At 45.0% G+C, this 20,619-nt stretch carries 23 protein-coding genes; 22 read left to right on the top strand and 1 reads right to left on the bottom strand.

Annotation, left to right across the window (positions count from 1 at the left end; genetic code table 11):
- The 10 genes from HUG15_RS21220 (at position 1) to HUG15_RS21180 (ending at position 7,652) form a co-directional block, all read left to right on the top strand.
- Positions 1–336 (top strand): replicative helicase loader/inhibitor, encoded by a 336-nt coding sequence (locus HUG15_RS21220; protein WP_200125569.1) that lies wholly within the window; start codon positions 1–3, stop codon positions 334–336.
- A complete protein-coding gene (locus tag HUG15_RS21215; RefSeq protein ID WP_200125567.1) occupies positions 323–1,606 on the top strand; it encodes a replicative DNA helicase in 1,284 nt (427 codons plus the stop codon). Before HUG15_RS21220 ends, HUG15_RS21215 begins: the two co-directional genes overlap by 14 nt.
- Positions 1,607–1,694: 88 nt before the next feature.
- On the top strand, positions 1,695–2,117 hold the full coding sequence (locus HUG15_RS21210) for a hypothetical protein (protein ID WP_200125565.1): 423 nt from the start codon (positions 1,695–1,697) through the stop codon (positions 2,115–2,117).
- A 203-nt stretch (positions 2,118–2,320) separates the two neighbouring features.
- Positions 2,321–2,752, top strand: a complete 432-nt coding sequence (locus tag HUG15_RS21205; RefSeq protein ID WP_200125563.1) for a hypothetical protein — start codon at positions 2,321–2,323, stop codon at positions 2,750–2,752.
- A gap of 135 nt (positions 2,753–2,887) precedes the next feature.
- Positions 2,888–3,166 carry a hypothetical protein gene (locus HUG15_RS21200; protein WP_200129116.1) on the top strand — a complete coding sequence of 93 codons (279 nt, stop codon included), beginning with the start codon at positions 2,888–2,890 and terminating at the stop codon, positions 3,164–3,166.
- Complete coding sequence (locus HUG15_RS21195; RefSeq protein WP_200125561.1) at positions 3,163–3,438, top strand: hypothetical protein; 276 nt, start codon at positions 3,163–3,165, stop codon at positions 3,436–3,438. The genes HUG15_RS21200 and HUG15_RS21195 overlap by 4 nt, the downstream gene beginning before the upstream one ends.
- A gap of 59 nt (positions 3,439–3,497) precedes the next feature.
- Entirely contained in the window at positions 3,498–4,610 is a 1,113-nt protein-coding gene (locus HUG15_RS21190; protein ID WP_200125559.1) for a hypothetical protein, read from the top strand.
- A 93-nt stretch (positions 4,611–4,703) separates the two neighbouring features.
- Positions 4,704–7,253 carry a VirD4-like conjugal transfer protein, CD1115 family gene (locus HUG15_RS21185; protein ID WP_200125557.1) on the top strand — a complete coding sequence of 850 codons (2,550 nt, stop codon included), beginning with the start codon at positions 4,704–4,706 and terminating at the stop codon, positions 7,251–7,253.
- Between the two features lie 78 nt (positions 7,254–7,331).
- Positions 7,332–7,466 carry a hypothetical protein gene (locus tag HUG15_RS23450; protein ID WP_281393571.1) on the top strand — a complete coding sequence of 45 codons (135 nt, stop codon included), beginning with the start codon at positions 7,332–7,334 and terminating at the stop codon, positions 7,464–7,466.
- A gap of 21 nt (positions 7,467–7,487) precedes the next feature.
- Positions 7,488–7,652, top strand: coding sequence for a hypothetical protein (locus HUG15_RS21180; RefSeq protein ID WP_200125555.1), 165 nt, complete (start codon positions 7,488–7,490; stop codon positions 7,650–7,652).
- Between the two features lie 64 nt (positions 7,653–7,716).
- Here HUG15_RS21180 and HUG15_RS21175 read toward each other — a convergent pair whose 3' ends face one another.
- Positions 7,717–8,952, bottom strand: coding sequence for an ISAzo13 family transposase (locus tag HUG15_RS21175; protein WP_200124195.1), 1,236 nt, complete (start codon positions 8,950–8,952; stop codon positions 7,717–7,719).
- A gap of 115 nt (positions 8,953–9,067) precedes the next feature.
- On the opposite strand from HUG15_RS21175, the gene HUG15_RS21170 reads away from it, so the two are divergent.
- The 12 genes from HUG15_RS21170 to HUG15_RS21115 all read left to right on the top strand — a co-directional run bounded on the left by HUG15_RS21170 (position 9,068) and on the right by HUG15_RS21115 (position 20,465).
- Entirely contained in the window at positions 9,068–10,822 is a 1,755-nt protein-coding gene (locus tag HUG15_RS21170; protein ID WP_343073167.1) for a pLS20_p028 family conjugation system transmembrane protein, read from the top strand.
- Positions 10,823–10,924: 102 nt separating this feature from the next.
- The gene (locus HUG15_RS21165; protein WP_200125551.1) at positions 10,925–11,233 is read left to right on the top strand and encodes a DUF5592 family protein; all 309 of its coding nucleotides are present in this window, start codon (positions 10,925–10,927) and stop codon (positions 11,231–11,233) included.
- Positions 11,230–11,865: a hypothetical protein gene (locus tag HUG15_RS21160; protein ID WP_200125549.1), complete on the top strand. Its 636-nt coding sequence runs from the start codon at positions 11,230–11,232 to the stop codon at positions 11,863–11,865. The genes HUG15_RS21165 and HUG15_RS21160 overlap by 4 nt, the downstream gene beginning before the upstream one ends.
- 20 nt (positions 11,866–11,885) lie before the next feature.
- Positions 11,886–13,814 carry a VirB4 family type IV secretion system protein gene (locus HUG15_RS21155; RefSeq protein ID WP_200129094.1) on the top strand — a complete coding sequence of 643 codons (1,929 nt, stop codon included), beginning with the start codon at positions 11,886–11,888 and terminating at the stop codon, positions 13,812–13,814.
- Between the two features lies 1 nt (position 13,815).
- Entirely contained in the window at positions 13,816–14,910 is a 1,095-nt protein-coding gene (locus HUG15_RS23230; RefSeq protein WP_246516427.1) for a C40 family peptidase, read from the top strand.
- 19 nt (positions 14,911–14,929) lie between these two features.
- Complete coding sequence (locus HUG15_RS21145) at positions 14,930–15,538, top strand: hypothetical protein (RefSeq protein ID WP_200125547.1); 609 nt, start codon at positions 14,930–14,932, stop codon at positions 15,536–15,538.
- Complete coding sequence (locus tag HUG15_RS21140) at positions 15,535–16,392, top strand: hypothetical protein (protein ID WP_200125545.1); 858 nt, start codon at positions 15,535–15,537, stop codon at positions 16,390–16,392. The genes HUG15_RS21145 and HUG15_RS21140 overlap by 4 nt, the downstream gene beginning before the upstream one ends.
- Positions 16,393–16,714: 322 nt before the next feature.
- Positions 16,715–16,969 carry a hypothetical protein gene (locus tag HUG15_RS21135; protein ID WP_200125542.1) on the top strand — a complete coding sequence of 85 codons (255 nt, stop codon included), beginning with the start codon at positions 16,715–16,717 and terminating at the stop codon, positions 16,967–16,969.
- Entirely contained in the window at positions 16,966–18,147 is a 1,182-nt protein-coding gene (gene mobP2, locus HUG15_RS21130; protein ID WP_200125540.1) for a MobP2 family relaxase, read from the top strand. Before HUG15_RS21135 ends, mobP2 begins: the two co-directional genes overlap by 4 nt.
- Before the next feature lie 10 nt (positions 18,148–18,157).
- Positions 18,158–18,601, top strand: a complete 444-nt coding sequence (locus HUG15_RS21125; RefSeq protein WP_200125538.1) for a hypothetical protein — start codon at positions 18,158–18,160, stop codon at positions 18,599–18,601.
- On the top strand, positions 18,602–18,880 hold the full coding sequence (locus HUG15_RS21120) for a hypothetical protein (RefSeq protein WP_200125536.1): 279 nt from the start codon (positions 18,602–18,604) through the stop codon (positions 18,878–18,880).
- Positions 18,867–20,465, top strand: coding sequence for an ImmA/IrrE family metallo-endopeptidase (locus HUG15_RS21115; RefSeq protein ID WP_200125534.1), 1,599 nt, complete (start codon positions 18,867–18,869; stop codon positions 20,463–20,465). Before HUG15_RS21120 ends, HUG15_RS21115 begins: the two co-directional genes overlap by 14 nt.
- Positions 20,466–20,619: the final 154 nt, after the last annotated feature.

Genomic DNA, 20,619 nt, shown 5'->3' with positions numbered 1-20,619 from the left:
ATGGAGTACAATCAAGCGATAGATATTTTGGAATCGATTTCGGCTGTGTATCCACGATTCGAACTTAGCGAAAAGAAAGTCAAAATCATCATGCCCGCTCTTCTAAAAATGGATTATGAAGGTGTGATGGCCAATGTGGAGCGTCATGTAACCAAAAACCCATTTCCACCTACCATTGCTGAAATTGCCGCGTACCCTGTTCAAACAAACGAAAACATTGAAAAATGGCGGGAATGGGAGTTGGCGGCGTCCAAAGTGTCTCAAGAACGTAAACGTCAACTCGTGATCAATCTCCAAAAATTATTGGCTGAGAGAGCGAGGGATGGAATTGATTGAGTGTATAGAGTCCGAACAAGCGATATTAGGGTCGATTCTTTATGAACCTCCATTGATTCAGGTGTCGATGCTCCAACCTTCTCATTTTGCAAGAGCTAATCATTCCTTGATTTTTAAAGCCATGCGAACGGTCGAAGCGGAAGGAACAGAACCTGAACTAGCTGCTGTTATAACAGCCTTAGGTGAATCCATCCATCAAACCGGTGGGATTCAATACCTGACACAGCTTGCTGGTTCAGTCGCAACGATCGCAACGTTTACCCATCATGAACGTAAAATCGTTGAAGCGTACAGACTCAGAGAAAGCCGTCAAGCTGCGATTCGATATGTGGAACAGCCGAACGAGTCAGCGCTTCAACGATTATCTCAGAAATTAACCGACCTTCAACGTTTGGGAGCCATCAACCAAGAGAAAACGTTAAAGGAATGGCTATATGAAATTTCGGACGATATGAGTCGTACACAAAATGAAAATAAAAACAGTTACAAGACAGGATATGAATCGTTGGATCAAATGACCGGCGGGTTACAACGGAAAGAATTGATCGTGGTTGCTGCTCGTCCCTCCATGGGGAAGACAGCTTTTGCTTTAAACCTAGGGTCTAACCATTGTAAAAACGAGGGAAGATGTCTTTTATTTAGCCTGGAGATGGGCTCTAAGCAATTAATACAGCGGATGATTTCGGCGGATACCCATATCGATGGGCAAAAGTGGAAGTTTCCTTCTCGATTTTTTAGTGAAGAAGACTACGATCGGGCAACGACATCGATCGCGTCGCTATTGGATTGGAAGCTCAATATGTACGAGAATACATCTGTCATCAGTGATATTTGCTCCATTTCCCGCCAAACGGCAAGAGAAAACCCGGATGATGACTTGCTTATCGTGATTGATTATTTACAAATGATCCAGGGGCTCGGACGATTTGAGCGTAAAGATTTAGAGGTAGGAGCCATTACGCGCGAACTTAAACGCCTGGCGACGGATCTAAATGTTCCTATCATTGTTTTATCTCAATTATCTAGGAAGGTTGAAAACCGTCATGATAAACGCCCCGTGATGGCTGACCTTAGAGACTCTGGCAATATTGAACAAGATGCTGATGTGATCGCTTTCTTATATCGCGAGGCATACTACGATCAAGATGCCGATCATGCAAATCAAGTAGAAGTGGATGTTTCGAAACAGAGAAATGGACCAACCGGAACGATCCATCTTGGTTTTATGAAAGAATGCGGGCGATTTATCGATATTGATGATACCGCATGAGAGGAATGCCATGTGAATCAATATCAATGATGAGTTATGGCGAGTCGGTCGCAGTGAATATTTATCACTTTCCACTGGAGGTTATATCTTGAATAAAAAGGAGATCCATGAAGCGCTTATGAATTATAAATGGATGATGAACGTCCTCATCACGAAACGTCAAGAAATGACGGGGGTGAGTCAAGCGATGGTATCGAAATATGGAATTGAGGCGACTCTCCCATCTGGCAGCACGCCGTCCGACCCTGTCTATTATGAAATACAAAGGATGGAACGCTATGATACTCATACGAAAAGCTTGAAATGGAAAGTTTCATTTATTCAACGCCATTCGACAGCCATTACTGATATCAAAGATCAAATCATTTTGGATGAACTATTAAATGGAAACACATTGCGCCAAATTTCTAAAGATCATCACCTATCGGTTGCAGCTGTCAAAAGGCGAAAAGATCGTATTATCGAAGACATGTATGTAAATGCTGAATCTGAACAATGTTTACAAACGTAACAATGGAAACAATCGAAAATCTTTAGACACACGCAATCATAAAATTTTATAATAGAGGAAAGCAATTTACCTCTTGTAATCATTGAAAATCGTTTACGGATGTTGTATTCAAACGCAGCTGTCGAAGAGGAGACGCTTGGGGTTCCGGGTTTAACCGTCAAAATCCATAATCAGGCGTTAACATGTTTGGTAGGAGGATTTGTATGAAGAACAGCAAAGGTTTCCTATTTGGAGGGTTTATAAGTTTTTCCTTGTTAATAGCCGGTTGTAGTGAGAGTGCTGGTGTTGAATCTTTATCACCAGATGACATGGAGGCGTATTTACAAGATAATGAAGAAGCCTTTATTTTAACGACAAATACTGAGGACGAAGAAGAACGCCAAGAGATTATTGAAATGGTAGATGAAAATGTTGAAAATATGCCCGTCAAGGAAATAAATTCACGGGATGAACGAGTGACGGATAATGAACAAGGATTAGAGGATATTGGAATTGCTGGTCCTAGTGTTCATGAATCATTGAGCTACTATAAAAATGGAGAATTAGAAGAACGAACATCTGTAAGTGAAGTGGATTATGAGGATGAGGAAGAAAAGGCTGCAGAGATCCAAAATTTTGATCGTACATTTGAATAATCGATGAATCAGGGTGTATGTAGGAGTAACATACATCCTTTTATATTCTCAAAAGGAGGTGAAGGAAGGAAACAAATCATGAAGCGTAAAAAACGCTTCTTTTTTTATGCCTAAAAACGAGAAAGGAGGATCTCAATGGTTTCTCAGCGAGATGTAAAACAGTCAAAAGAATTGGTCCAGACGCTTTTAAGTATTCAAGGGGGAGATTATAACGATTGGCTGCACGCTCAACACCAGTCGTACATTCGTGAGCATCAAGACGTCTTGATTCAAAGTTTACTTCACTATCATGACAAACCGGAAGGAAAAACAAAAAAGCCATCGTCGGAAAAAGAAGATTCAATCCAAGCAAAAACAGATGAGACCGGTGAGAGCTCTCAACCATCACCATTACAAGGAGTGGAAAACACATGAGCGTGATTATTCAATGGATAGAATGGCAGCTAATTTTAGGTGCGGTAGATAATATACAAAGCACGGGTGAATCTATCCTCATAGGCATGCAAGTCGTTGGTGGCGTCGTGGCGGCGATTTCAATTGGCATTGGTGCTTATTTTCTCATGGCCGGTGGCGCACGGGGGCGCATGTCATCCATCGGTTGGTTTGTTGGTGCTGCTGGCGGTTTAGTCATGCTCTTAGGCGCTCTCGGGATTTCTCAGTGGATTGAAAGCTCCATCACCTTCTAAAGCAGGGAGGAGGCCATATGACGCTATTCAATATTACAATTTAACCAGGAGGGATAAAGGTGCACGTTTTTTTCACCTCACCGTTGGAAGGTGAGCATATTCCTGCGTTTCAATCCCTTCCTTTAGCGGACGCTGTGCAGCGAACGCAGGAGATTGATCAACGCTGGAAAAAACAAAATAAATCATCAGTTGCCTTAGACTTCATCGTCCACGGTGAAGATGGTCAAAAACTTTATGCTGGCACATATCAAATGGGTGACTCATACGCGGCCAATTTGTATGAGCATATCTGCTTTCGACTCATGGAACGACGTATGCGTAACGACGACGAGATTGAAAAACGCAATCGGTTCCTCCATCAACTGACGCAGGCAGTCCCGGCGGATGTGCGGATCGACATCAACGAACACTTACGTCAACAGGATGAGAAGAATCAAACGTGGTGGAGCCGACTAAGCCCGAAGGCAAGGATCATCGGAGGCGTTGGCGCAGGCGTGACAACGCTCGCCCTCGTGTTTTCGATCGGACTGGTGGCCGTCGTTAGCCAACAGTCCGAAGCGCTTGCAGCGATGAATGAATCGTACGAGGACGAAAAGGAGATGAAAACCCTTTACGCTGAGGCGGTGGCCGGTGATGCTAACGGGGCCGTGGAAGCCTTGCAAGCGCAAAGTGATCGAAGCGATCAAGAAGACGCCGTGCTCACGCATTTGCTTATCGGGCAGGAAGCCTACGAAGAAGCCATGCAAATCAATGGTCAATCAGATGAAGCCGTCGCTGATGCCATATATGAGAAACAGAACCTTGAGGCGCTCACGGAATTTCAAGCATCCTATGAAACCGCCGTCGGTGATTTTGAAATCGCGTATGATGATGAGCGTTACGAGGATGTCATCGCCATTGAAGACGTACCGATGAATGCCAATCGGCAAGAAAAATTAGGCTACGCCCATATTCAATCAGGCGATATAGAAGAAGCCAAACAACTAGCCAGTGACATCAACAGTGAGTCCTTGAATGACCAAATCAGTGCCTATGAAGCATTAACCGCAGACATTGATGATCTTCAAACGCAGATTGATGAAGAAAGCGAAAACGACGATCCGGACGATGATCAAATCGAAGAATGGGAAGATGATATTGAAGATATGGAAGCACAAATAGAAGACATTTAGAAAGGAGCGAAACGATTAACCAACGGGGGTGTTCAACCATTGGATTAACCGGCCAAGAAGTATTCGTGGTGAAAGGGAGGATGTTTAACACCCATGAAATCGATACTCGCCAATAAATATGTGCTGATCCCTTTATGTATCATTTTGTTTACTGTGGTACAAGTGATCGGCACATTTTTATTGAATTTTATACAAGAAGCGTGGGCGCTTTTTCGAATGTTTCCGAATATCGAAGAACCCTTACAAATAGAATGGGCGTTCTTCACAAATGTTCAAGTAACCGATGTGCCGTGGTTTTATGGCATGACGGCTATCTTAGGACTTATCCTCGTGGGGATCACGATTTATAAACTGACGAGCAACTTTGCGGCCATCGGACGCGATGAAAAAGGTTCACAACGGTTTGCGACTAAGCAAGAGGTGGCTAAGCAGTATAAAAAAATCCCGGAGAAGGAAAAAACCTACAACGGCAAAGGCGGCGGCGTCATCGCGCATAAGGGACACTCGCTTTATATCGATGATGATGCCGTGCATAACTTGGTCATTGGTACGACGCGGTCCGGCAAGGGGCAGTTATATGTTGACCCCACCATTGATGCCTATTCAAGGGCCAAGCAGAAACCGTCCATGATTTTAAATGACATGAAGGGCGAATTGTTTGTCCGATTTAAGGAGATATTAGAGCAGCGCGGTTTTGACGTATTGGCGTTGAATATGATGAATCCAATGCAGAGCATGAGTTATAACCCTTTGCAACTCATTAAAGACGCTTACAAAGAAGGAAATTTCTCGGTTGCGGAAACGTTGTGTGAGTCGCTTACACACATGCTCTATTATAATCCGCATGTGAAAGATCCCATGTGGCAAAACTCGGCGATGAGTCTTGTGAATGCGATGATATTGGCGATCACTGAGGATTGCATCCAAAACGGTGAGGAAGAAAAAATCACGCTCTATACCGTGTCCAATATGTTATCGGAACTCGGATCAAAGCAGATACCGCATCCCTTGGACCCGGAGGCGACGGTGAATGCCCTGGATCAATACTTTCAAGACCTTCCCCAGGAGAGCGTGGCGAAGATGCAGTATGCGACGAGCAACTTTGCCAAAGGCAACACGCGATCGGGTATTTTTACGACAGCGATGGCGGAACTGCGGCGCTTTACATTGAGTGAACAGGCGAAAATGACCGCGAAAAACTCCCTTGATTTGAAAAAGGTCGGGTTTGGCCAGTCCGTCGAAGGAAAGGGGGTCCCCTTTGCCAAAATCACGGTGACGTTTCCGGATGGTACGCAGGAGACCAACCAAACGGGCGAGGGCGGCTATTGGGTGGTGCATTTTCAAGGCACGCTCCATGAGCATGATACTTTGACCATTGAGCATGATCCCAACCCTTATTCTCAAAAAGCATACAAAAAGCTGTCTCAAGACCAAAAAACGAAAGTGAAAGAGCAACAGACATGCCTAGAGGCAACGATCCAAACGTTGGATCAGGAAACCGGTCAAGCCACAGTCGAACAGGAAAATCATAGCGATGTTCGTGTCACTGAAGTGGTCAGTTACGACCGACCGATCGCCTTATTTATGATTACGCCGGATTATGATGATTCGACGCATGTACTTCCGTCCATGTTTGTCGATCAACTGTACTTTTCCTTAGCCAAACACGCATCGATGGCCAAAGGGCAAGAATGTCCGCGTCAGGTCGTGTTTATGCTTGATGAGTTTGGGCAAATGCCAGCCATTTCCGGCATGGGGTCCAAAACCACCGTGTCGCTAGGCCGTAACATTCGTTTTCACCTTATCGTTCAGAGTTACGCTCAACTCAAAGAAAAATACGGGGAAGATGATAAAAATACGGTGCTCGGGAATTGCGGCAATCACATCTATATAAAAACCGGCGACGAAGAAACCGCCAAAAACTTTTCAGAAAAAATCGGAAATGAAACGCGGGAAGTGGAAACAAGGTCCGGCACGCCATTTTCCTTTAAAAAAGCGAAAACAGACAACACCGAGGGACGAAAACTGCTGGACGCCAATGAACTAATGGAGCTCGAAAAAGGCAGTACGGTGGTCTTTCGGGCGATGAAACGCGAAACGCAAGACGGGGATCAACTTATCCGTCCGTTTCCGATTTATAATAAACGCATGCCTTACGCTTATCAATATCTCAATCTCGATCCAGAGTTATCGATCACCGATATTGAAGTCGATACACCCCATCGTCACCTGCGTTTATCCGATCTCATCATCGACTTTGGCTTTGACAGCGAAGATGAAGGAATGTTGTCGGCGATGGCAGACAAAGAAACGAAGGCAACAACGCCGACACAAGTCGCACCCTCCAACGAACCGGACGATTGGAAACAAACCGCCATATCTCACATTTTAACCGGTTCGTTATGGACGATGGTTATGAATCGTGTGGCGCCATGCTTGCATGCGGAAGAATCAACGATGCAGACGATGACCGTCAATGACTTTTTGCAAACCCTGCGGATGCTCGGTGATTCTGACGAGGTCGATCAAAACACGTACGCCTCAATCCGAAAAACGATTGATCAGTATCATGCATCGTTGGAGGAAAACGCGGAAGAAATAAAGGATGACAAGCAACAAGACATACACCAGGAAGCTATTTAGCTTAAACAAGGAGGCAGCGATGAAACCAAATATTATGAAACCATCCAACGTTATCGCAATCGGATCGAGGATGGCGAGGTGATCACGATCGCCCTTCAAGACGCTGTGGTGACGTTGCAACCCGGTCAGGATCAAGCGCTGGTCGATGTCTTGATTCAAAATATTGAAGAGAGGATTGATATAGACCGAGATGCTTTTATGGAAGATGCCTAATGTCAGGAAAGGAGGGAAACGGTGGAAGAGGAAGAACTGCTCGACACCTTACGCCAATTTGAGGATGTCTTAAATACCGGGGATATTAGGGAATTTAAGAAAAATAACAAGCCAATAATGGGGCGAGGCCGAATGATGAGGGATTTATTGTCATTCACACCCCACTCATCGTGTCAAATTTATTGATATTTAGGCTTACAGAACGAATATTAACGTGTGGACATACACCTCCCCTTTCCCCCAATTTTATTCACTGTGTCTTTAAGCCCATATATAACGCTGCCTTACACTGATGAGGGTGGATCTCCACAAACCATTTCCCGATCCCTTTGGCTCGATCAATCATCTTTTCATATTGATCCATTACGTTCTTTTCAACTTTTTTCCCTGTCTCATAGGTGTTTTCTTCAAGGGTGACAGAAGGGTGCTTCTTTTTCCAAGTCATACTCTCAGCGAATCCTAAAACCATCTCTTGTGTGTTCAAAAGGGCCCCGTTCCAATGTTGCTCAAGCACTGCCCACACCCTTTCAATTGGGTTGTATTTACTGTGATAGGGCGGGTAATAGGCTAAGATGACTTTGATGTCGTAGGTAGCCGCAAACTCAATCATTCTTTTCATGAATTGTGTTCGACGACTGTTATTTTCAGGACCATTATCGGCGTTTATGATGAGGGTATCCACCTCCTGTTGTGAACGCAACTTGTGAACATAGGCTTCGATTTGATCAGCGATTAAATCAGCTGTCACTTTCGATGCCGTGAAAGTGAGTTCGACATGCTCATTGGACATATCCAGGATTCCAAATAGTGATAAAAATGTCTGACCAAAATCATGATCTGCGGCCTCTACACGCACTCTACTTTTTCCACCTCTCGAAAACGGTCCGATTTTCACTCGATCCTTGGTATCAAAGGAAAGACGAACCGCATTGCTTTCTCCTTGATAAGCTTCATGAGTGGCGTGGAGATTTTCAAAGATCGCATCGGTTTCTTCGATTTTCTTGACCGGTTTTGTTTTCTGCACCTTCTTGAGGTGGTAGCCCAATTGATGGAGTTTGGTATTTAACGTCTGGTTGGTCGGCAAATCTGCATCTTGATAGCCTTTTTGGAGAACGAGTTGATCTCTGACTTCTTGAATGGTCATTCTTGTATACAGTTGAGTCGTGTTGAAACTGGGGTCGGTTTGGCTTTGGCCATCTACAATGGCTTGGATATCTTCTAACAGGTGAGGGAGATGGCCTTTTTCGACTTTCTTTCTACCCCTTGCTTGAAAAGCATCTGTGATTGGAAACCCTGATTCTAGCTCATAACTTCCTTTTCTTATCGTATCTCTACTCACATGAAATGTTTCCGCTACAGCTGTTTGTCCTCCATCTCCATAGGTTTTGGCGATCTTGGCTAAAGCGATGCGTTTATCGGAACTTTTTAATTTGTCGATCGTTTCTATCATAATTTCTTTGAATCCGTTAGATAATTTCTGTATCATGGTATCAGTATCCTTTGTTATATTTTTGGTTGCTGTTACTACCATTAAAACATATACAAAGGATACTTTTGTGTATATTACCATAATTGACTAATTATTTATTTGAACATCCCTTATAAGCTACCTATTCCGATTTGTCGGTTGGTGGCTTCTTTTAGGTTTTCGGGCACTGGTGAGTGGCATGGAGGGCGTGATTGATGGTGTTCTTGTCCTCCTGGACTTCTTTCAAACCGAACCGGTGCAATCGTTTTTACGAATGATTCAACCGGCTTTGTATATTCTTCTTGCCCTTGCTCTCGCCTTTATTGGTTATCAACTCATATTCCAGAGAAACCAGCAGCGTTCCCAGATTCCGGTCAACATCTTCATTTCGATTATGACGGTGACGCTTTTGACCTGGGGCATGGACCTGGGCAGTGACTTTACGGATGATGCGGTGGAAGTGGCATCGGTCGGTGACGATGCGTTTGATATGGCCGATCAAATTGTTCATGACCATATTACCGATGTAGCCATTTACGATGAAACCGGCTGGCAAAGCCCGGATGTGGATACGCAACACCATGTCGATCCGGAAAACATTGACCAAATTGATATAAATGAGGAGATTACGGATGACTTTGAAAGGGCAGACGGAGAACCCCTTTCCAATAGCGGCCAAGAAATATTAACGAATAAGATTGGAATTGAATCCAACGGCGAAGAAGGACTTGTCAGTATTGGCGATGACGGTTGGTTTGATTTCTTCCCCGAAAACTATTATCGCTGGGATGTCAATTGGGGTACAGCTTTAATTACGCTTGGCGTTATGGCATTGACGATGATTTTGGTTTCGATCAAAATCGCTAAGTTGTGCTTTGAACTCGCGTTTAACAAAGTTGTCGCTCTGATTATGGCCTATGCGGATATTAGTAGTGGCCAACGTCTTAAAGAAATATTGAAAAACATCGGCAGCATTTTTGTTTCCATTATCATGGTATTTCTCAGCTTGCGGATGTATATGTATTACACGGAGTATATCGCGGACCAATTGAGTGGGTTTGGATATTTAATCGCGATCATCGCCGGAAGCCTGGCCGTGATCGACGGCCCGAACATTGTGCAAAAACTGTTTGGTATTGACGCCGGTTTACGGAATGCCTGGACGGTGGCCGCCGGTTCCTATTTCGCCGGAAAAGCTGCCAAACCAGTGATGCAGGGGGCTGGAAAAATAGCGAGTAAAGGAGCGAAAGGCGCTGCCACAGGCGGTGTAAGTACGGCGGCGGCAACGGCCGGAGGCATCAAAGGATTGGCAAATGGTCAAGGCGCAAGTTCAACCAACAACGGGGCGACCGGTCAACAAGGATCGCCAACGAAAGCCTCGACAGGTCAAGGGCAACAACAAGGCTCACAACCCAAAGGTCAATCAGCGCCGGGAACACCAGGCGCAGGATCGCCGACGAACGCCCAAGCAGCGCCTAGCGAAGGCGAGGGCTCCACGGCGAATGCTAATGCTCAGGCTTACCAACAAACCCAACCTGCCAGTGGCAAGGAAACGCCTGGTCAGGCGAACCCACAAGGCGGCAAGACCCCGTCTTTACACTCTGAAATGAGAGAGAGCGAACGCCAACAAGGCGGCGCAAAACAGCGACGCCCGGCAACGCTGAATCAACAGATGCAGGCGGCCGCCGGCGGCGAAGAACCGCCGAGCACAAGCGATATTCCGATGCCGCAACGGTCAGCCGGAGAAAAGCGAACCCTTGGCCAAGTGATGGGCGATGGCGTATCACGCCGATGGAACAACAATCGTTACGTACAGACCGGCAAACGCAGTTATCAAGTTGGCAAAAACACGACAGAGAATTGGCGGAGTAAAAGAAACCATCAGTAAAGCCCGTCACCAATCCAAACGCATATAGAACATCAAACTAAACCAATGCGCAGGTTTCCTTTCCTTGAAATCTGCGTTTTTTGGTTGGAAAGGGGCCATGTCATGAACTATAAAATCCCGACCGAAATTACGGCGGAATTAAAACTGAATAAATGGTTTTATTTAACCGATTTATTGGTCTTGATTGGGATGCTTGTTATGGGTTTTGTTCTTCACGCAATGATTCATCCGTCGCTCACCATTCCGTTTATTATCTTTATGGTCGCTTTGTATGGCTTTTGGCTTTGGAAACCCAAGACGAATCCGAATATGCGGATGCTGAGTGCAGTTTGGATGATGCTCAGTCGTGACCGAGCTACGTATCACGCGCATGATCCCCATGAAGACGAAGCGAAGGAGGATAAAGCATGATTGTTGAAGAAACGTTGGACCAAGAAGCTCTCTTTGATGAACAATCGAAATCAAAACGAGGGTTAAAGACCGGATCAAAAGCCAAACCGAAAGAGAAACGGGCGCGAGTGCCGGACAAAATCGCCGACATTTTTCCGATCGGGGATATGACCGATGATGGGGCTTTTGTTTTGCAAGGCGATCGTGGTTATGCGGACATGTTTCAAGTTCGAAGCAAAGATGTGTACGCGCAAAGTGATCAAGAAACAGAATTTGATATTTTGGCACTCACACAATTTCTAAGAGCGTTTGATGCCGATATTAAGATCGTCTCACTCAACTTCCCGGTGAATATGGCCGTTCAAATCTCCCACTTGCAAAAGAAAATCGACGCGAACGACTCGCCCCTCATTGACCACTTTTTACAAAAGAAAAAGGCGGAACTTGAATTTTTAGAGAAACACCGGACCAATCGGGAATTTTATCTTTATGTATACGGGGAGACGGTGAAAGATTTAACGGAGCGTTGCCAGTTTGCGCGCCGGAAATTGCAACGAACCATCCCTATGGAAAACCTGGAAACAACGAAAAAATTAGATGTGATTTATAAACTCAATAATCAAAACTCTAAACTCGATCATCAGAGGGGGTAATAGCGATGAGTCTTTTACAAATGTTTGCACCGTGGAAACGCAAAGATACAACCGAAGCCACAGAGACGGAACGGAAAGGGTATAATCCCTATTTGCTTGCCAACATTCAACCGCAAGGCGGTGTCAGTTTTAAGGAAAGTTTTATACGCAAAGGCGACGGCTATGAAACGTGCATCCATGTGTATAGTTATCCGAAAAATACGCAGGATTTTTGGTTGGAGTCCATCGTCAATATGGAAAACGTCATCACCACCATCGATGTCGCCTCGGAAGATCATCACAAGGTACGCGAAGGCTTAAATAAAGGGATTGATGAGAAAAGCTCTCGGATGATGACCGAAAAAGAAAGTGTCAATATACTGGAGGCCAAAGACGATTTAAACGATTTAGAAGAACTGTATGCCTCCATCTATCAAGAAGGAGAGGTCATTAAACGGGTGCATTTGCGCTTTTACGTGAGTGCTCGGACCCAAGACCAACTGGAAAGCAACGTCAACGTGGTCTTAACCGCGCTCGAAGGGGAGAACTTTAGGGGCGCGGTCTTTTTAAATGAATTGGATATGGAATGGAAAGCCCTCCATGAATCGTATGCCGATCAAGCGAAACAACGCAACCGCCGCCAAGGGCAAGGAATGCCAGCGATGACATTAGCCGGGGGGTTCCCTTTCCACTTCACCCAACTGCATGACCCCACCGGAACGTTTCATGGTACGACAATGACCGGCGGTAATGTCGTTTTTGATTTGTTTCATCGGGATAAAGACCGGAAGTCGTATAGCTCCGTGGTGATCGGCGCGATGGGCGCCGGAAAATCGACGCTTTTGAAAAAAATCGCGCTCGATAATGCCATTAAAAAGCACAAAGTCCGTGCCTTTGATGCCACCGGCGAGTTTCAAGGTCTGGTGGATGAAATAGGCGGGCAAAAGTTATCCTTAGATGGCACAGACGGAATTATTAATCCCTTGCAAGTCTATCGGACGGCGAAAGATGAATTTACGTCTTTTACGCAACATTTATCCAAAATGGTCTCGTTTTACCGATTTTTGGCCCCGGAAGCCTCTGACAATGAACTGAAAGAATATGAAAATATGTTACGGAAATTGTACAAATCATTACATTTATGGAGTGATGATCATGATTTAGCGATTACCCAACAATCCGTTGATGCCTATCCCATCTTTTCAGATTTTTTGACGTTCATACGCCAGGAATTATATGAGGACGAAGAACAAGGGAGACAACGATCAACCCTGAGCCCGGAACGCAAACGTCGGTTAGAGACGATTGAACTGAACGTGCAAAACATCGTCGAAACGTATAAGCATTTGTTTGATGGCCCATCCAGCATCGCTGATTTCCAGGAAGAAAAAGTGGTTGTTTTCCAACTCCGTGGCCTCAGTCAGATGCGAACGGAAATTTTTCAAGCGCAACTGTTTAACGTGATGAATTTGTTGTGGGATGCGATGCTCACCAACGGAGCACCACAATTTGAGGCGTACAACAAAGGAGAATTAGCCTTCGAGGATGTGGAACGGTATCTCATCTTGATGGATGAAGCGCATCACATCATCAACACCAAGAAAGGCAGTGGCCACGCCCTTGAATTTCTCACAACGTTTGTCCGGGAAGCTCGTAAGTATTTCGCCGGGTTTACCTATGCGTCGCACTCGATCCGGGATTTTGTGCCGGAAGGCTCCGACCAAACGCTCGTCGAAGAAATTAAAACGTTGTTTGAGCTGACCCAATATAAATGGATCATGCAGCAGGACAGCAATAATCTGGAAATGTTAGAGCGCGTGTTTGCCGGACAGTTATCCGAAAGTGAGGTCGCGCAAGTGCCGTATTTGCAAACGGGGGATGTGATTTTGAATATCCAGGCCGTGAAAAACCTACGCTTTTCCGTAGAAGTCTCTGAGGAGGAATTGGCGTTGTTCGGAGGAGGGGCGTAAGATGTCTGCCTCTGCGATGATCGCGTTCCTCGTTTTCCTTTTTTCCTTGATTCCTAGTAAGTGGAAAGGACTTGCTGTCTTAGGCGTTATTGTCGTGATCGGTGGTTTGATTGGCACGGTTGTCGTGGCGGTTATGGCATTGGCGGCTCAGTTTGACCAACAGCAAGATGATGATGTTGAATCCGTGGACGGTGTGTCCGGCGATGAAATCCCCGAAGAATACATTCCGATTTATGAAGAAGCCGGCGCGGAATTTTCTGTACCGCCAGCATTGCTTGCGGCGGTTCATCGTGTAGAGACCGTTTTTTCCGAGGGCGATGAAGAAGACTGGGTCAGTGATGTTGGGGCCGAAGGACACATGCAGTTTATGCCTTGTACGTGGGTTGGGTGGAACCATCCTTCATGCAGTGGCTTAGGCGCCGGTGACATTCCCGAAAATGAATTGATCGACTTAGACGTTATCGACGAACATGACGGATTTGCCGTGGATGGCAGTGGTACAGGGGATGCCGACCCTTACGACATTGATGATGCCGTGCATTCAGCCGCAAACTATTTGGCCGAACAAGGGGCTGCCGATGGGAACTTGGAGGAAGCTGTCTATGCTTATAACGGCGCGGATTGGTACGTGGATGATGTAATGGATTTTATGGATCAATATTCGGACGACGGTGGGGATGGCATTGATCCCGGTAACGGGGACATCCCGGAGGTTGTTGAAGTTGGCGAGGAATGGATTGGCAATTCAGTGTATGATTTTGGCGGTGGAAGGAATGAAGTTGAACAAGCGCAAGGTATTTTTGATTGTTCGAGCTTTGTGCATTGGGCTTTTGAACAGATCGGGGTTCAACTTGGACCTTTAGGTTCTGTCACCACCGATTCACTCGCCAACGAAGGCGAATCCGTTGACTCAGATGATAAGGAACCTGGTGACTTGGTCTTTTTTGATACGTACAAGACAGATGGCCATGTCGGTATTTATGCTGGTGATGGTCAATTTATCGGTGCTCAATCCAGTGATGGTGTCGAATATGAATCTTTGGAAGATGGTTATTGGGGCGAAACGTATAACGAAAATGTGCAGCGTATAGGTTAAACGAGAAAGGGGAAACCTTGTGTCTTCAAAAACGAAAATAACATTATTTAGTCTTACCCTTGTGGCTCTCCTTATCGTCACAGGGGTCAATGTGTATAGTGCGATGGCTGGTGATGACGAAGAAGCATCGGTGTCACATGATCAGATGCAGGAGATGATGGAGGCGAACCAGCAATTAGAAAATGAAGTCGAACGGCTTGAAAATGAACAAGAGATGGGAGAACCGGCAGCGATGCAAGAACGCCAGGAAGCTTTACAGGAAACAGCCGCAACGTTCGTTGAAACCGTCTATACCGAAGACGCAGAGACGTATGAAGACCGTAAAGATGAAGCTGAAACGATCATGCAGGATAACTTGCATGGTTTTTTATTTTCGGAGGATGAACAAGAGGAAACGGATCGAAGGGCGATTGCTGAAGATGTTCAATTCTTTGTGGAAACAGGCGAACTCAATCAATCGGATGCGACCATTATGGCTCGATTTACCCAAACGTATAGCAGTGGTAGCCATGAAGATACCACGCCAACATTTATCGAATTGGACGCTGAACAACAAGAAGATGGCTCCTGGATCATTCAAGACTTTAGAGATGCCGTTGAAAGCATGGAAGGAGAGGGTGACGTATGAAGCGTAGACGTTTTACTTTAAGCACAAAAAAAACCGTGCCGCTCCTTGTTATTACTTTTTCCTTTGTATTTGTGGGAATGATGCTCATGTTATCCCGAACGTTGTTAGGGGCGCCTCCGGGAGACATTCAACATACAGCGTCCGGTTCGTCGGTACCGATGCAAGGGAACGGCGAAGCTGTGGTTGAGGATTGGACGTATAACCCCGCCGAGCATCATATGATAGCCACCTTGCATATTGATCGTTCACAGGCTGATCGAAATGCAGAAATGACGTTTACGGCGCAGGACCGCGCCAACCCACAAGAAGACTTACCAGTGACCATGCTTTATGAAGATCGCGATTATGTTGTGATTCATATTGATAACGTTGATCCGTCGTTTGAAGTGATTGGCATGGATATTTTAGAAGAAACATCAGATGAGGGTGTGCTTGATCCAGACGAATCATTCGACGATGATAATATTCCGGCTGAATTGGCACGTATCTATGCGGACCATCGGGAGGTGGACGTCGATGAATCGATGATGATTGAAGATACGAACACGTACGAGCAACATGTATTGCAGTTAGAAACGGATCGATTAGAAGAAGATCAACGAGAGCATCAGCAAATAGTCGAAAACATGGATGAACGCATTGAGGAATTGGAACAAGAATTGGTCGATATTGAAGCCGATATTTTATACAGCACCGAAGATGAAGAAGTGGAACTCGAAAGTGAATACAGTCAAATTGAATCAGAAATTGATGGTTTAGAGACGGATATGGAAAATGAGAAGGAAGCCTATCAAGTAGCCCAAGAAGAACAAGATATGATCGAGGAACAGATGGAAATGGCATCAGATGGTTAATCAAAACCAGACGACAACCTTGCACCACCATTGACGACAACCTGACACCATCCAGACGACGACTTGACACCATCGACAAAAATTGTAACGTATGTTCCCGAAAAGTAGACGACAACCTGACACCAATTATGCTTTTCTTGTTCCCAGATTTCGTCCGGCTCTGCCGGACTTCCCCCGTTAAGGGGAGACAGAAATCCCTTATGCTCTTTCTCTCTACCCCCTCCCACATATGATCTATTCATGAGTGGTTGTGAGAGGGAAGTAAATAACGATCACTTGCTGAATAAAAAACCGGAAGGAAAAAGCAAAGGAGTTGATCGAATTGGAAATACGCATTCGCTACATGGAACCCTGGGCGGTAAAAAAAATAGATGAACTAGCAAAGGAAAAACAGATGACACGACAGGAATTTTTACATGGGCAACTCATGCAAATGGCCATCTTTCATCAGGAGGATGAACGGGTGCAGCGATTGGAACATTTAGTCCAAAGTAATCTGCAAGTGATGGAGCGATGCGCGGACAGCATGCAAACGATGAATGCGCTCATCGGGGAAGAACCGGAGCCGACATCATGAGTCAATCAAAGATAACGCCGGGCGTGGTTTTAAAAACGAAATTTATAACGTCCAATAAAAAAGCCTTTCATCAATATGTCAATTACGTGGATCGGGAAGAAGCCAAAGGTGATAAACAATTACCGGCGCAAATGTTTTCGCTATACAATCATTATATGGATGACCCAGAAAAAACGTCGGCGCTGTTCACGGAAAAACGTGATTACTTAGATACCCATGATAAAGATGAATTAAAGCATGCGTTTCAACAAGCACAAGAAAATAAAAGTCTTATGTGGCAAGATGTGATCACCTTTGATAATCCGTGGTTAGAAAAGCAAGGGATTTATGATCGGCAGACGAGGAGGTTAGACGAAAAAGCATTGAAGGATGTCACACGTTCATCCATGCAAGCGATGGTTAAAAAAGAAGGTCTCGAACAAAGTGCGATTTGGTCGGCAGCCATTCATCGAAATACAGATAACATTCACATTCATGTGGCCACCGTGGAACCCTTCCCAACAAGAGAACGAGGAAAACGGAAACCTCAAACACTCAGCGCTATGAAAAGTGAAGTGGTCAACGGATTACAAGACAGAAGTTATGAACGCGAACAAATTAATCAAATCATACGAGGAAAGATGGTTGATGGTAAAAAACAAGATAACACATTGAGATGGCGCAACCGAGATATGAAACCTCTATTCAAGGATATTTATAAACGGTTACCGGAAGATAAACGTCAATGGAATTATGGTTACAATAGCTTAAATCCTATCCGGCCAATGATTGACCAGCTAACCACCAATTATTTAAAAAAACATCATACTAATGATCTTCAAAACTTACACCTACGTTTAGATACGGAAGTGGAAGAAATGAAGGTAGCTTATGGAGACGGCCCTAAAGAAACACGTCGATTTGATAACTATAAAAAGAATAAGATGGATGATCTTTATAAGCGTATGGGCAATGCGTTTTTAAAGGAAATGAAAACGTTCGATGATCAGTTGCACCAACAACAAGCAAAGACCGAAGGCAAAGACGATGGAAAAACGATGCGACCTGGAATGTCATCGGGCATCGCCGTGCAACAATCATTAAGACGTCTCAACCGATCGATGAGGCAGACGTATCAAGAGTATATGAATGATAGGGACCACCAAAGCTTAGAACGATCGATTGAACATGAAAGGTAGGGAAGAACCCTTGAGTGAACGTAAACGCATGAATCTCCGTGTGCTTCCGCACGTGATGGACTATATCGATGATTACCGGGAGCAGCACGATATAACCTACAACGGGCAAGCGTTGGAAAAAATCATCCAAGAGCATGAAGCCTGGAAGATTGAAGATCGTTCTAATCGAGCGATCATGAATATGGCCGCCGAACAATTCCGACAGGTATTTGACGCTGAATTAAAGAAACTACAACTGGGGGTAAATAATGCTGATCGAAATACGCAGATTCTCATTGAACTTATGAATGGCATGCTTATGAACGAGGATCACCTTATCACAACATCGAACATGGAAAGTCAACCGGTGAGCATTGCCAAAGATGAAATCAAAGAGCGAATCGCCCATCAAAGGCAGAAAAAAATGGATTGGGAAGAGAGTCGAAAAGCAAAGCAAACAGAAGGAGGAGTGTAAATGTTTTTTCTGGATGAACGCTACGAAGTGGGTGTGTTTGAAAGTTTAGGGGATCATGATGTTGAGATTTTAGTCGGCGATACCCGTTATACAATTGAAATTGACGCGGCGGATAAAGCTGCCTTGGAACAGCATTTAGTCAACCAAGAGAATTTGTTGATCCTGTTTGATACGAAAACGAAAAAGATGGTGCTGGACGTGGGCCGAAATTATCACGAGGCGGAGATGGAAGAACTGATTGAGGCCGCCGATCGGGGATGGAACCATGGCGAGGACTAGATCGAAAAAATCGCCGGAAGCAATAAAACAAGAAGTCGAGGAACTGACAAGGGGCATGGAAGAAAACGTGGCCAATCATTTCTATTCTGAAGATCAAATGAAAACATATTTGCGGTTTATGGGGCAATTTCACAACTACTCTCGGAATAATGTCCAACTCATGCAATCGCAATTTCCGGGTGCCGAAGCCGTTGGCTCCTATAAGTTTTGGAAAGATAAAGGTTTCCCCGTGCAAAAGGGAGAGAAAGGCTTCAAAATCTTGGTCCCCCAACAGCTTGGCGAGCAATTTCAGAACGAGGAAGGCACATGGAAATCCGTTAAACATGCGACAAAAGAAGAACAAACACACATTCAAGACGGTCATCTCCCTAAACGAGATGGCCGTCTTGTGTTTTCAACGGGAACCGTCTTTGATATCAGCCAGACGTCAGCCACTCGAGCTGATTTGCCCTCTATCTTTCCCAATAAATGGATGGAGGGAAAGGTTCAGGATTATGGTCAACTTCGCAAAGGCATGGAAGCCATTGCGAAAGAAAATGGCATTTCGATTGTGGACCCTAAGCAAGAGTTAGGCGCTGCCAAAGGCGTTAGCTATACCCACACAAAGGAGGTGGCTTTAAATCCGCGTAATGATGAACGACAGAACGTCAAAACACTCTTGCATGAGTTATGCCATGCGAAACTGCACACGACTGAAACCGCCCATCAGTATTTACGACCGGAGAAAGAGTTTCAGGCAGAAATGACCGCCTACACGGTAGCGTCTCATTTCGGCGTGGATACGTCAGATTACTCGTTGGATTACCTCAAACATTGGACGAAAAACCGCACCTTTAACGATCATCAGCAATTACTCAAAGAGGTCCAGGATACGTCTCATAAGTTTATCACGACGATGGAGCGAACACTTGACCAAGCCTTGGAAAAAGATCAATCCCAAGCCAAAGAGGAAACGAAAGGGGAAAATGCAATGATTCATCAAACAAAACGCGCCACGGAGAAAGAGCACCCTGACCAATCCCCGGTAACAGCTCACGATGAACACAAACGATCGTTGGACGCGGAGGAACGAGAAAAACCAACTTTGACCCGTCAAGAAAGCCCGTTGCTTAAAGCCTGTCGCAACGAAATGCATGCCAATGAACGAAACGCAGGTCCGTTTAATAAAGAGGAAAAAAGCGCGGAACACCTAAATTTTAAAGATCATTATAAACGCGAAATTATGAGCTTAATTGAACCGGGGGTTGGTAAGCAATTAGACCGAGAAGAATCCGGCGACCAACAGGATCGCTGGCAGCGCATGAAAGAATTTGAGAAGAACCATGATCCACAAACGGTTTATGCATTGAAGAAAGAATCGTTGCAAGAGATCAAAGAATTACCCTTGTCTGAGCAAGGTCAGAAACGCTTAGATTCCCTTGAAAAGCAATTGGATGAATACAGCAAGGACGAAGGAAAAACGTCGCAGAAAAGCGCTGAGCGCTCGAATGAACGGGAACGTCGAGAACAAAAAGATCCGGTGGCCACATCACCCATCAGCACCGGCACGCAAACAGGTATTAAAGGGCCGGAACCTGATATGTAATAGCAAAAAAGGCATAAGGATATCTTTGTCCTTATGCCTTTCATTTTTATGATATCCGACATGTATGGGTTCAATCTCAATAATGCCAATGCCTTGAAAACAAAAAAGGTATGTTTCTGAAAACATGAATATTTTGAGGTTTACAAAACATGTT

The sequence above is a fragment of the Salicibibacter cibarius genome (genome assembly GCF_016495725.1).
Lineage (GTDB): Bacteria > Bacillota > Bacilli > Bacillales > Marinococcaceae > Salicibibacter > Salicibibacter cibarius.
Note: the sequence above shows the minus strand (reverse complement) of the source record. Positions and strands in the feature narration are given on the sequence as shown.

What these genes read in the sequence shown, in the direction of transcription:
- HUG15_RS21220 (WP_200125569.1), top strand. Translation starts at nt 1, where the DNA reads ATGGAGTACAATCAAGCGATAGATATTTTGGAATCGATTTCGGCTGTG.
- HUG15_RS21215 (WP_200125567.1), top strand. Translation starts at nt 323, where the DNA reads ATGGAATTGATTGAGTGTATAGAGTCCGAACAAGCGATATTAGGGTCG.
- HUG15_RS21205 (WP_200125563.1), top strand. Translation starts at nt 2,321, where the DNA reads ATGAAGAACAGCAAAGGTTTCCTATTTGGAGGGTTTATAAGTTTTTCC.
- HUG15_RS21200 (WP_200129116.1), top strand. Translation starts at nt 2,888, where the DNA reads ATGGTTTCTCAGCGAGATGTAAAACAGTCAAAAGAATTGGTCCAGACG.
- HUG15_RS21195 (WP_200125561.1), top strand. Translation starts at nt 3,163, where the DNA reads ATGAGCGTGATTATTCAATGGATAGAATGGCAGCTAATTTTAGGTGCG.
- HUG15_RS21185 (WP_200125557.1), top strand. Translation starts at nt 4,704, where the DNA reads ATGAAATCGATACTCGCCAATAAATATGTGCTGATCCCTTTATGTATC.
- HUG15_RS21175 (WP_200124195.1), bottom strand. Translation starts at nt 8,952, where the DNA reads ATGATACAGAAATTATCTAACGGATTCAAAGAAATTATGATAGAAACG.
- HUG15_RS21165 (WP_200125551.1), top strand. Translation starts at nt 10,925, where the DNA reads ATGAACTATAAAATCCCGACCGAAATTACGGCGGAATTAAAACTGAAT.
- HUG15_RS21160 (WP_200125549.1), top strand. Translation starts at nt 11,230, where the DNA reads ATGATTGTTGAAGAAACGTTGGACCAAGAAGCTCTCTTTGATGAACAA.
- HUG15_RS21155 (WP_200129094.1), top strand. Translation starts at nt 11,886, where the DNA reads ATGTTTGCACCGTGGAAACGCAAAGATACAACCGAAGCCACAGAGACG.
- HUG15_RS23230 (WP_246516427.1), top strand. Translation starts at nt 13,816, where the DNA reads ATGTCTGCCTCTGCGATGATCGCGTTCCTCGTTTTCCTTTTTTCCTTG.
- HUG15_RS21140 (WP_200125545.1), top strand. Translation starts at nt 15,535, where the DNA reads ATGAAGCGTAGACGTTTTACTTTAAGCACAAAAAAAACCGTGCCGCTC.
- mobP2 (WP_200125540.1), top strand. Translation starts at nt 16,966, where the DNA reads ATGAGTCAATCAAAGATAACGCCGGGCGTGGTTTTAAAAACGAAATTT.
- HUG15_RS21120 (WP_200125536.1), top strand. Translation starts at nt 18,602, where the DNA reads ATGTTTTTTCTGGATGAACGCTACGAAGTGGGTGTGTTTGAAAGTTTA.
- HUG15_RS21115 (WP_200125534.1), top strand. Translation starts at nt 18,867, where the DNA reads ATGGCGAGGACTAGATCGAAAAAATCGCCGGAAGCAATAAAACAAGAA.